Source organism: Prevotella sp. MGM2 (assembly GCF_002933955.1).
In the GTDB taxonomy this organism is placed as follows: Bacteria; Bacteroidota; Bacteroidia; order Bacteroidales; family Bacteroidaceae; genus Alloprevotella.
This window is the reverse complement of the sequence record NZ_BEWW01000145.1, coordinates 1-12,724: the sequence shown is the minus strand read 5'-3', so window position 1 is coordinate 12,724 and position 12,724 is coordinate 1. Positions and strand designations below refer to the sequence as shown.

The window sequence follows — 12,724 nt, the reverse complement described above, 5'->3', positions numbered from 1 at the left end:
TAAAACAGGCATGCGGCATACTCCGCCACACCGCATGCCATCACCGCGCCTCACACACAAACATAAAAAAACAAAAAAACGGGGGCTTTCCGTCAGAACTCAAAATAATTTGCTAATTTTGCGCGATTTACAGAAGTATTTTTGAATTTATTTATAAGAAATCTAATCAGATGAACGTGATTACCAAGACCGTCGAGTTGCCTGATGGACGCACCATCAGCATCGAGACCGGCAAGCTGGCCAAACAGGCCGACGGCGCCGTCATGCTGCGCCTCAACAACACCATGCTGCTTGCCACAGTGTGTGGTGCCAAGGACGCAGTGCCCGGCACTGACTTCATGCCCCTTCAGTGCGACTATAAAGAAAAATATTCGGCAGCCGGCCGTTTTCCCGGCGGCTTCACCAAGCGCGAAGGCCGCGCCGGCGACAATGAGATCCTCACCTCACGCCTTGTAGACCGCGCCCTGCGCCCGCTCTTCCCCGCCGACTACCACGCCGAAGTCTTCGTCAACATCACGCTCTTCTCCGCCGACGGCGTAGACATGCCCGACGCTCTGGCCGGCTTTGCCGCATCGGCTGCCCTGGCCTGCTCCGACATTCCCTTCGACGGCCCCATCTCTGAGGTACGCGTGGCACGCATCGAAGGCCAGTACGTAGTCAACCCCACCTTCCAGCAGCTTGAAAAGGCCGACATGGACATCATGGTGGGTGCCACCGAAGAAAACATCATGATGGTGGAAGGCGAAATGGACGAAGTGCCCGAAAGCGCCCTGCTCGAGGCCCTCAAAGTGGCCCACGAGGCCATCAAGCCCATGTGCCGCCTCCAGAAGGAACTCTCCGCCGAACTGGGCAAGGACGTGAAACGCACCTACTGCCACGAGGTCAACGACGAAGAGCTGCGCCAGCAAGTCAAGGACGAATGCTACCAGCCCTGCTACGACATCACCAAGCAGGCCCTCGACAAGCACGCGCGCGCCGAAGCCTTCGAGGCCGTCCGCGAGAACTTCAAGGAAGCCTACGCCGGCGCACACGCCGCCCTCGCTCCCGAAGAGCTTGAGGAAAAGAACGCCCTCATCGACCGCTATTACCACGATGTGGAGCGCGATGCCATGCGCCGCTGCATCCTCGACGAAGGCATCCGCCTCGACGGCCGCAAAACCACCGATATACGCCACATCTGGTGCGAGGTAGACCCCCTGCCAGGACCTCACGGATCGTCCATCTTCACCCGCGGCGAAACGCAGTCGCTCTCCACCTGCACACTCGGAACGAAACTCGACGAAAAACTCGTTGACGACGTGCTGGACAAGAGCTACATGAAGTTCCTCCTCCACTACAACTTCCCCCCCTTCTCCACCGGCGAGGCCCGTGCACAGCGTGGCGTAGGCCGCCGCGAAATAGGCCACGGCCATCTTGCATGGCGTGCCCTGAAAGGACAGATACCCGCCGACTTCCCCTACACCGTGCGCATTGTCAGCGACATCCTTGAGTCCAACGGCTCTTCCTCCATGGCCACCGTCTGCGCCGGCACACTGGCACTCATGGACGCCGGCGTACCCATCAAAGCGCCCGTGAGCGGCATCGCCATGGGCCTGATAAAGAACCCGGGCGAGGACAAATATGCCGTACTGTCCGACATTTTGGGCGACGAAGACCACCTCGGCGACATGGACTTCAAGACCACCGGAACCGCCAAAGGACTCACGGCCACACAAATGGACATCAAGTGCGACGGCCTGTCATACGAAATTCTTGAAAAGGCTCTCATGCAGGCCAAGCAGGCCCGCGAGCACATCCTCGGCAAAATTGTCGAGACAATGGACGCTCCGCGCCCCGACCTCAAACCTCACGTGCCCCGCATCGAGGCTTTCGAAATTCCTAAAGAATACATCGGCGCCGTTATCGGCCCGGGCGGAAAAATCATTCAGGGCATGCAGGAAGAAACCGGCGCCACCATCACCATCGACGAGGAAGACGGCGTAGGCAAGGTACAGGTGAGCGGCCCCGACAAAGCCTCCATCGACGCTGCCATGGCCAAAATCCGCGCCATCGTAGCCATTCCCGAAGTGGGCGAGGTTTATGAAGCCAAAGTGGTGAGCATCATGCCTTACGGCTGCTTCGTGGAATTCATGCCAGGCAAGGAAGGCTTGCTCCACATCAGCGAAATAGCCTGGAAACGCCTTGAAAGCGTTGAGGAAGCCGGCATCAGCGAAGGTGCCACCATCAGCGTAAAACTGCTCGAAATCGATGAGAAAACGGGCAAGTTCCGCCTTTCCCACCGGGTGCTTGAGGAAAAACCAGAAGGCTGGGAGGAACGTCCCGCCCGCCGTCCGCGACGCGAAGGCGAAGGCCGCGAAAACCGTGGTCCCCGCCGCGAACGCCACGACTGACACCGCTAAAATTTGAATGAAAGAGCCATAGCTCCATCCCCTGCCGACATTAAGAATCAATCAACAATCACTAATTATAAAATCCTATTTTTAAACTATGAAAAGAATTACTTCTTTATTCATTCTGCTCATGGTCTCGCTCTTGGGAGTCACAGTCATGGCGCAGAGTTTGGACATTCAAGGAAAGTTCATAAAATCAGTGGGAAGCCCCGTACTTACCCCCGGAAACATCAACGAATCAAAATATTACATACTCTACAACACCGGTAGAAACTGGTTCCCCTATGAAAATGAGGATACCACCGGACTGAAAGCGATAAGTCAGAACCTCAATGACTTCGTAAACACGAAAGACGACAAGTTGAAAGTGATCATCCGTTTCGAGCAAAACAGAACAACAGATGACACCCGCCACTATTATCTGAAAACTGTCTCCGGAAAATATCTCAAGGCACCTACTCACAACAGTGCGGTTACGCTCGTTGACTCCAAAGAAGAGGCCGGCTTCTTCCTTATCAGCCGAACTTACACATCTACTGCACATACAGCCTTTAATGACGGCTATTTCTTCTTAAGAGGAAAAACATCGGAAGACGATAAGACCCATGCCAACCTCAACGGTAATCCGACCAATCATGCCACTCCGGTTGTAGGATGGGCAACTGATACAATCGTAGGAACCGGCAGCAACAACAGTATCTACAGAATTTACCCTGTAACAATTGAAGAAACCTCAACTGTTGCCACTGTCACCCTCAAATATAAGCTAAATGGAAAGATCTATCAGGAAATTCCCGATGTATTGGTAGAAAAAGGCAAACCGGTTCCCTCTTCAGCCATAACTCAATTACCTTATATCAGAATTGACAGCTATGATTATCAGAATGAAAATGTTCCTGATGATTTGAGCGAGATTAACATCACCTGTTCGCCCGTTCTGCCGTTCCAAGTGTCTGAAAACACGGACAACCTCAAATGGCAATCCGTGGAAATACACCGAAACCAAGGTCCCATTAAATGGAAATACGCTGGAGATGATGAAGCCATCAGCACGGTTTCACTAGCCAACTTGTCTAACAAAGTTTATGAAGATGCATACTTGTGGGCCTTCACAGGCAATCTTATTGACGGTTTCAAAATACACAACAAAGCTGCCGGCGCTGACAAGTGGGTACGTTTGTCCGGCGATTATATTCAGATTTCCGCCACAGACGACAACAACTTGTGGTTCTTGAAACAAACAAGGTCATACGATGACAAGACCGACAACTGCTGCTTCCATCTTAAAAATGACAACAGACTCATTAACCGTTTTGCCCCAGAGAACAAACTGAAGACATGGACCGACAACGACCAAGGCTCCACCTGTCACTTTATGTCCGTAGCCGAACCGGTGCTGAACAGGGCCAAGAAACAGATTGGCCGAGGAGAGGTCTTGCCCTTGGGTGCCGTTGGAACTTTCAATGCTACGGCTGATCAGCTCAAACCTATCACCGATGCTTATGACGCCGCATTGGCAGACCCCTACGACTTTGAAAAAGCCGATTTGCTCGGAAAACTTTACAGCGAGGCACCATACGAACTGATTAAATTTGTTCCCAATGCCTATTATCGCATCGTAAACGCCTCCCGCAAAATAAACGGAAAGAACTGCATGCTGGGCTTCGGTGTCTACAACGAAGAAACCATGCCTTTGGGCAACGAGCCGATGTCTATAGTTCCACACACCGTAGGTAACGTTAACCTTATATGGTATCTGGAACAAGATGTCAACAATGAGGATCGCGTACACTTCAAGAATGCCAACATGGGTAAATACATGTCCATGCTGCCTCAATCCAATGAGGACCCCGGAGCGAAATTCGTGGAAACGATATCCAGCGCCGGTTCGTTCCTTCTGACTCCCAAAGAAGCCGAAAATTCCTACACATTCAAGATTACCGGCACATTGGGCGGCGTAATGCACCAGACCGCAGGTGGCAACAGTTGGCGCATCTTCAACTATGACTTTGACGACCCGGCCTCTTATTGGTATTTGATTCCCGCACACTATGTGGAGGTGCCTCTCCTCAGCAACGGCAATGATGATGCCTCCTACGCTACGGCCTACTTCCCGTTTGACGTAGCCTCCTGCGAAGGCGCGACGATGTACACCGGCAAGGTGAACGGCGAGAACGTTGACCTTTACGAAGCTACCGAAGGCGTGGCCGCCAACAACGCCATCATCCTCAAAGGCGAAAAAGGCGCTCAGAAAGCCACCATATTCCTGGGTGAAGGTACCGGCACAAGCGAAGGCCTCAGCGGCACAAACGTAATCAAGAACGTAGCGGCCAACTCGGTCCTCACTCTGGGACGCTCCACTGACAACAGCAAAGGCACCGCCTTCTACACCTTTACAGGCACCAGCATCAATGCCAATAAGGCTTACATCGAAAACGCCGTTTCCCAAGCCTTGAAACTCAACTTCGGAGAAACTACCGGCATCGGCTCCATTGTAACTGACAACGACAGCGAAGGCGAGATTTACGACCTCAGCGGCCGCCGCATAGAAAGCGTCAGCAAAGGTGGCCTGTACATCCGCAACGGAAAGAAAATCATCGTCAAATAAATATATTCACTCAACAAAATAAAAAACTCTCACAACATGAAAAAGACTTATATGCAGCCCGAGAGCGCATGTATCGACATTGTAAGCGAAGGTATGATAGCAGCCAGCACGCCTAGCGGAAACATCACCATCGACCCGGACGGTTCGACCAATGAAAGCGGTTCCAACCACATGGGCGGCTGGAACAGCAGCAACTGGGCTGACAATTAAGAGACTGACGTGACACTATAAACGCGCATACACTTTTTGAAGGGGGCGGGATGCCGGCAATAAAGAAGCCGGTATCCCGCCCTATCTTATATAAACCAATAACATAAAAAAGCCGCGCTTTTATTGTTACGCAACAAAAAATAATTAGTAATTTTGCTGACTAACTGTATAGTTTGGCCAATAACAATAAAGTAATGACTGCTGAGAATATACATTCTGTCTATTTTGTAGGCGCCGGCGGCATCGGCATGAGCGCGCTGGTACGCTACTTTCTCTCGCAAGGCGTGCACGTAGCCGGCTACGACCGCACGACATGCGAGCTCACAGAACAACTCTGCCGGGAGGGAGCCTGCATCCACTATGAAGACAATCCCGCTCTTATTCCGGACACCTGCCGCAACGCACATCACACTTTGGTGATATACACACCGGCTATTCCGGCCGAGCACAAGGAAATGGCTTTTTTCCGCGAAGGCGGTTTCAATATACGCAAACGCGCAGAAGTTTTGGGAGTACTGACACGGCAAATGAAAGGTCTTTGCGTGGCTGGCACACACGGCAAAACAACGACCACGGCCATGACCGCCCACCTGCTGCACCAAAGTCACGTGGGATGCAACGCCTTTCTGGGCGGCATCACAAAAAACTACGGTACCAACTATCTGCTTGCACCCAAAAGTCCCTATGTAGTCATCGAGGCTGACGAGTTTGACCGCTCTTTCCATCACCTCCGCCCCTTCGCCTCTATCATCACATCCGCTGATGCCGACCATCTTGACATCTACGGCACCGAAGAGGCTTATATGGAAAGTTTCGCCCACTACACCAGCCTCATACAACCGGGAGGCGCACTTATCGTACACCGAGGCGCCCAAATACAAGAACGCGTACAAGAAGGCGTGCGCCGCTACGATTATTCCCGGTCGGAAGGTGACTTCCATGCCGAAAACATCCGTATAGGCGACGGACGTATTGTCTTCGACTTCGTATCGCCGATGGGTAACATCGCCAACGTGGAACTGGGAGTGCCCGTAAGCATAAACATAGACAACGGCATTGCCGCCATGGCACTGGCACAAATAGCCGGCGCCACAGAAGAGGAGATACGGACGGCCATGATAACCTTCGGCGGAGTGGACCGCCGGTTCGATTTCAAACTGAAAACCGACCGCATTGTCTTTCTGAGCGATTATGCCCATCATCCCGAAGAAATACGGCAAAGCATCGCATCGTTGCGGGAGGTATTCGGCGGACGGCGTCTCACGGCTATCTTCCAACCGCATTTATTCACAAGGACACGCGACTTTTATAAAGACTTCGCCAAAAGTCTGTCGCAACTCGATGAAGTGATTCTGACGGACATCTATCCGGCACGCGAAAAGCCGCTGCCCGGCGTGACCAGCCAAATCATCTACGATGAACTGCGTCCCGACATGGAGCGGGTCCTTTGTAAAGTAACGGACGTACCGACTATTATTGAACAAGGCGATTACGATGTACTGATAGTACTCGGAGCGGGAGACGTAGATAACCACTGCGCACAAATAACCCAAATACTGAAAAAGAAATACGCCATCGGCTGAACAAGACAAGCGGCAATTTCACGCCGACCGATGTAACACCGCGCCGATATGAAGAATATTCTGAAACTCCTCTTGCTGGTAGCCCTACTGGTATATCTTGTCTTTGCCTTCACGAGCATTTCGGGAGGCGATGACAGCACAGCATGCCAGGAAGTAAAGGCGGAAATAATTGACAGTACCCACGCAGGATTCATCACCGAGACTGAAATCATACGGCTACTCCAGAGAGAGGGGCTTTACCCTGTAGGGCGCCCCATGAACAAGGTTGACGGTGCCAAGATAGAAGCGGCCCTGCTGAAGAACTCTTTCATCAAACAGGCCATCTGCTATAAAACGCCTAAAGGCCGCGTGAGCATCATTGTTTCGCAACGCCTGCCCATCATGAGAGTAAAAGCCGACAATGGCGAGGACTACTATGTAGACAACAAAGGCGAGCCGATGAACTCACAGGACAATAAGGCTGATCTAGTTGTTGCGACTGGCAACATTGACAAGGCATTTGTAAAAAACAGACTCATCTGTCTGGGACGCTATCTGCATGCAAATCCGACAGCCAATGACCTGATTGTACAAATCAACGTAAACGGTAAACGCCACGTAGACCTTGTTCCGCGAATCGGATGCGAAGTGATACATCTCGGTGCTTTGGCTGACAGCCTCACCATAGCAAAACAATTCCGAAACATGCGCGCCTTCTACAACAAAGTGCTGCCCAAAGTAGGCTGGAATGCCTATAAGGAAATATCGCTGGAGTTTTCGAATCAGGTGATAGCAAAAAAATAACAGACTGCACGTCTGCCCAAAATGTTCCGGCACGCGCATTTCTCACAACCCAAACGAAAGAAAGCTACTAATATGGCAATAGACGACAACATCATCGTAACGATTGAGCTAGGCTCTTCACGGATTACGGCCATCGCCGGACACAAACAACCCGACGGTGCTATCAACGTGCTGGCACATGTCCAGAAAAAGTCCGACAGTTTCATCCGCAAAGGACGGATCAACAACATCAATAAAACCGTCCAATGTATTCACGACATCAAGGAGCATCTGGAAAAGAAACTCCAGAAATCCATAACCCGTGTATATGTAGGGGTAGGAGGCATGGGACTTCACAGCGTGCGTAACTCCGTAACACGCCATTTAGGCGAAAAGACCCAAATAACAGAAGACATTGTCAGAAACCTGCTCGATTCAAACCGCACTATGCCGGGAAACGATCGGGAAATACTTGAAGTCATTCCTCAGAAGTACATCCTCGGCGCCCAGGAGACAGACGATGCTGTAGGCATTTCCTCTGAAAGCATCGAGGGACAGTTCCTGAATATCGTAGCCAGTGCTTCTGTCAATCAGGACATCCGCGATTGTTTTTCACAGAAAGGCATCGGAATTGCCGGTATTCCCATTTCCCATTGCGCTTTGGCCGACACCATTCTCAGCGAACCCGAAAAACGTTCCGGATGCGTTTTTGTAGACATGGGTGCCGAGACCACCTCCGTAGCCGTATACCGCAACAACCTCCTGCGCCATCTGGCCATCATCCCCTTAGGCGGTGCCAGTATCAACCGCGACCTATGCAGCCTTCAAATAGAAGATGAGGAAGCCGAAAGCCTCAAGCGCCAATACGGATCAGCCTATCGCGAAAACACCGAGGGCCATGCTCCCATAGTGCTTCAAGACGGCCGGACGGTCAGTTTCGAAGACTTCAGCGGACTGGTTGAAGCCCGCATGGAAGAAATCATTCTCAATATCAACAATCAGATAGCACTCTCAGGCTACGACAAATCACAACTCATCGGCGGACTCATCGTTGCCGGAGGTGCAGCCTGCATGAAAGACACGGACAAAGCGTTTCTGAAATATACCGGTTTCGAAAAAATGCGCTTTGTCAAAAATATCCGTCAACAGGTGCGCGTTGAAGGCAAGGCACAAGGCAATTTCAATGCCGACGGTTCCTACAACACAGCCATCGCACTCATTGACAAGTGCGAACTCAACTGCTGCGGCGCCGAACTGGGTACAGAGACCGTAGACATTTTCGGCAACAACATGGCCGGCAACGAAATCCCTGTCAGCAAACCATCGACAGGAGGTGTTACAGGATTGCAAAACAACGGAGAGCACACACCAAGTGTTTCCGGCGAGGCCGGCGGACAGGCTGTAAGCGACAACAGCCTGACAGAGAACGAACAGGAAGTGGTTCAAAAGCAGAAAGGACCGGGCGCATTCACAAAAATGTGGAGAAAATTCAGCGAGGTGGCCCGAAAGGTCGTGGCAGACGAAGAGCCTATCATCAACGAAGAAGAGAAAAAAGAAAAGAAGTAACACAGACCGGCCGGCGAGAAGCAAATCCTGCGCATTTTCCCAATACCGGCCATGAAGCCAAACTATCATGTCAGAACAGAATAATCACTTAATAGATATGGGCATCTCTTCCACCAGCCCCTCCATAATCAAGGTAATCGGCGTAGGCGGCGGAGGCGGCAACGCTGTCAACCACATGTACAGAGAAGGCATTCACGATGTCAACTTCGTGCTGTGCAATACCGACTCCAAAGCCCTCTGCGACTCCCCCGTACCCATGCGTCTGCAGCTGGGCAAGGAAGGGCTTGGCGCCGGCAATATTCCCGCCCGCGCCCGCGAAGCTGCCGAAGAAAGTGTGGGCGACATCTGCCGGATGCTCGATGACGGAACGAAAATGGTGTTCATCACCGCTGGAATGGGAGGCGGCACCGGCACCGGCGCCGCACCTGTGGTGGCACGCGAAGCCAAGAACATGGGCATTCTCACCGTGGGCATCGTTACCATTCCTTTCCTTTTCGAAGGCAACAAGAAGATAGACCAGGCCCTTGACGGCGTGGAGGAAATATCCAAGCATGTCGATGCCCTGCTCGTAATCAACAATGAGCGCCTGCGCGAGATTTATCCCGACCTCAACGTGCTGAGCGCCTTTGAAAAGGCCGACAACACTCTGAGCGTAGCCGCCCGCAGCATTGCCGAAATCATTACGATGCACGGCATTATCAACCTTGACTTCCGCGATGTATGCACCGTGCTCAAAGACGGCGGTGTGGCCATCATGTCCACCGGATACGGCGAAGGTGAAAACCGCGTGACAAAAGCCATAGACGACGCGCTCCACTCGCCTCTGCTCAACAACAACGACATATTCAACTCCAAGAAAGTGCTCCTCTCCATCTCTTTCTGCGCCGAAAAAGAAGGCGACTCACTGATGATGGAAGAAATGAACGAGGTGCATGAATTCATGTCGAAGTTCCACGACGATGTGGAAACGAAATGGGGACTTTCCACCGACCCTGCTCTCGGCAAAAAGGTAAAAATAACCATTCTGGCCACCGGTTTCGGCATTTCCACCGTGCCGGGCATGAAAGACAAGCACGATGCGGAAGAGGCCTCCCGCCGGCAGAAAGAAGCTGAAAAGCTCGAGGAGAACGAAGAGCGCCGCGGCCAGTTCTATGGATCGGCCGACAAAAAAGGCGGACAGCGCAAGCGTCCGAAAGTCTATCTCTTCGGCCTTGAAGACCTCGACAACGAAGAAATCATTTCCATGGTGGAGATCAATCCCACCTACAAGCGCACCAAAGAACAACTCAACGAAATAAAAGCCAAGGCCGGCGAAGGTAAGGCCTTCGAACCGGAATCGGCCTCCCACGGCATGCCGGGAGTCATTTCCTTTGCATAACCAGCGCCTCATGGGCGATTATCATTAAAGTCCGGGGCTTTGGCCTTGGACTTTGTTTTTCACAGAAGATTCCCCTATCGCAAAAAGCATCAGGAATTATGTCCGAACTCATTCAACTGACAGTATCAAACCTGCCTTCAATCATAAAAGTCATCGGTGTGGGCGGCGGAGGCGGCAACGCCGTAAGCCAAATGTACCGCGAGGGCATTGACGGAGTGCGCTTTCTTGTGGCCAACACCGACAGCAAAGCCCTTGAAGACGCCATTGTACCCGAAAAACTGCAAATGGGTCCCGGACTAGGAGCCGGCGGCAGGCCTGCCTTGGGGCAGCAGTATGCCGAAGAGAGTGTGGAAAAGGTGCGCGAAGCTCTCGACGACGAAACTAAAATGGTGTTCATCACCGCTGGAATGGGAGGCGGCACCGGTACCGGCGCCTCGCCGGTCATTGCACGTGAGGCCATGAAAAAAGGCATACTCACAGTGGGCGTGGTGACACTTCCTTTCCTCTTTGAGCGGGAACGGCAAATAGACAAGGCACTTGACGGTCTTGAAGCCCTTAGCCAGGAAGTGGACGCCGTACTCGTCATCAACAATCAACGGCTGTGCGACATCTACACCTCGCTCGACATCATCACCGGCTTCCGCAAGGCCGATGAAGTACTCACCATGGCCGTGAGGAGCATTGTGGAAATAATCACCAGCCACGGCAAGGTAGGCCTCGACTTCCGTGATGTGAGCAACGTGCTTACCCGCGGGGGGGTGGCCGTCATGTCGACAGGACACGGCGAGGGAGAAGGCCGTATGACAAAAGCCATTGAAGACGCACTTTATTCTCCACTGATCAACAATTCGGACATCTACAGCGCCAAAAAAATCGTTCTGGCTATCTCGACCAGTTCAACAGAGGGCAATACGCTCATGATGGAGGAAATGAATGAGGTGAACAATTTCATGGCCAAATTCGGGAGCGACATTGAAACGAAGTGGGGACTGATTGTGGACGATTCTTTGGGATGTAAAGTGAAAGTAACCATTCTGGCTTCAGGATTCAGCCTCAACGGCCGCCGCAGGCAGGCGCAAGAGGAAAGGGCCACCGCATGCGACAATCCGGCACAGACCGAGCGGAAAGCCGAGCGGCGCGGAGAATTCTACCAAGAGCTCAACAGCTCCCGCAGCGGGAAGCACCCCACCTTACGCCGACGGCCGAAAATATTTCTCTACACTCCCGACGACCTCGACAACGACCGTCTCATTGAAGAAGTGGAGGCCGTGCCCACCGCCCGCCGGACCATTGAACAGTTGAGCGCCTTATGCGCCATGTCACAGGCGACCCACAAAGAGGAAAGCGCAACGGCTGCCACCGCCGGCCACGACTATGCGGAGGGCATCATCACTTTCTACGAAAATTGAACTGACAACGCAATATTCAAACATACCGTAAAAAAACAAACATTATGACACTCTTCGAACAAGTGAGCAAAGACATCGTATCGGCCATGAAGGCTAAGGACAAAGTGCGCCTGCAGGCACTGCGCAACATCAAGAAATATTTTATCGAGGCCAAAACGGCTCCGGGTGCCAACGATGAGCTGACCGATGCCGCCGCACTGAAAATCCTGGCCAAACTGGCCAAACAAGGGCGCGACACGGCGGCCCTCTATACGGAACAAGGCCGGCCCGACCTGGCGGAAGAAGAGGCCTCACAGGCAGCTGTCATCGAGGAATATCTGCCCCGCGCCCTCAGTGCCGAAGAACTGGAGGCCGAGATACGGGCCATTATGGAAGAAACCGGCGCCTGCAGCCCCAAGGATATGGGCAAAGTAATGGGAGTGGCCTCCAAGAAACTGGCCGGACGGGCAGACGGCAAAGCCGTTTCGGAACTGGTCAAGCGACTGTTGGCCCAATAATCCCTGCGTATATTCTCAGCACAAGAATCATCCTGATTTCAGTCGGCCGTCTATTTTAACATAATTTGCTTTCGGCCGTAAAATTCATTATCTTTGTAACAGCAAAGCGGGACTTCCTCGTGGGATGTCCCGCTTTTTGCGTGTTTTTCAGGGGATTTTTTGACTTTTTCACCCGTTTCACTTTCTGAAAATCCCTGTATTAGAGTTTAAATTCCAAGTATTCGTATTGAAATTCCGATACGGACTTTTTCTCTTTCACTACTTTCAACCTATGTTTTAACATTCCGAAGTGTTGCGGAAAGTTAAATATGTTAAAGTCGT

9 protein-coding genes are annotated in these 12,724 nt (G+C 52.1%); all 9 read left to right on the top strand.

What is annotated here, in order from left to right; translation table 11 throughout:
* The first annotated feature begins 170 nt into the window (after positions 1–170).
* The 9 genes from pnp (at position 171) to C5S62_RS03320 (ending at position 12,403) form a co-directional block, all read left to right on the top strand.
* Positions 171–2,390 carry a polyribonucleotide nucleotidyltransferase gene (gene pnp / locus C5S62_RS03355; RefSeq protein WP_104404051.1) on the top strand — a complete coding sequence of 740 codons (2,220 nt, stop codon included), beginning with the start codon at positions 171–173 and terminating at the stop codon, positions 2,388–2,390.
* Positions 2,391–2,487: 97 nt separating this feature from the next.
* Positions 2,488–4,998 carry a hypothetical protein gene (locus C5S62_RS03350; protein ID WP_104404050.1) on the top strand — a complete coding sequence of 837 codons (2,511 nt, stop codon included), beginning with the start codon at positions 2,488–2,490 and terminating at the stop codon, positions 4,996–4,998.
* Positions 4,999–5,034: 36 nt separating this feature from the next.
* On the top strand, positions 5,035–5,208 hold the full coding sequence (locus C5S62_RS13500) for a hypothetical protein (RefSeq protein WP_172485970.1): 174 nt from the start codon (positions 5,035–5,037) through the stop codon (positions 5,206–5,208).
* Positions 5,209–5,402: 194 nt separating this feature from the next.
* Positions 5,403–6,791, top strand: a complete 1,389-nt coding sequence (gene murC / locus C5S62_RS03345) for a UDP-N-acetylmuramate--L-alanine ligase (RefSeq protein WP_104404052.1) — start codon at positions 5,403–5,405, stop codon at positions 6,789–6,791.
* 48 nt (positions 6,792–6,839) lie between these two features.
* Positions 6,840–7,574: a cell division protein gene (locus C5S62_RS03340; RefSeq protein ID WP_104404049.1), complete on the top strand. Its 735-nt coding sequence runs from the start codon at positions 6,840–6,842 to the stop codon at positions 7,572–7,574.
* Between the two features lie 72 nt (positions 7,575–7,646).
* Positions 7,647–9,119: a cell division protein FtsA gene (ftsA, locus tag C5S62_RS03335; RefSeq protein WP_172485969.1), complete on the top strand. Its 1,473-nt coding sequence runs from the start codon at positions 7,647–7,649 to the stop codon at positions 9,117–9,119.
* Positions 9,120–9,186: 67 nt separating this feature from the next.
* Positions 9,187–10,497, top strand: a complete 1,311-nt coding sequence (ftsZ, locus tag C5S62_RS03330) for a cell division protein FtsZ (RefSeq protein ID WP_104404047.1) — start codon at positions 9,187–9,189, stop codon at positions 10,495–10,497.
* Between the two features lie 98 nt (positions 10,498–10,595).
* Positions 10,596–11,906 carry a cell division protein FtsZ gene (gene ftsZ, locus C5S62_RS03325; RefSeq protein WP_104404046.1) on the top strand — a complete coding sequence of 437 codons (1,311 nt, stop codon included), beginning with the start codon at positions 10,596–10,598 and terminating at the stop codon, positions 11,904–11,906.
* A gap of 44 nt (positions 11,907–11,950) precedes the next feature.
* Positions 11,951–12,403 (top strand): GatB/YqeY domain-containing protein, encoded by a 453-nt coding sequence (locus C5S62_RS03320; RefSeq protein ID WP_104404045.1) that lies wholly within the window; start codon positions 11,951–11,953, stop codon positions 12,401–12,403.
* Positions 12,404–12,724 lie beyond the last annotated feature (321 nt).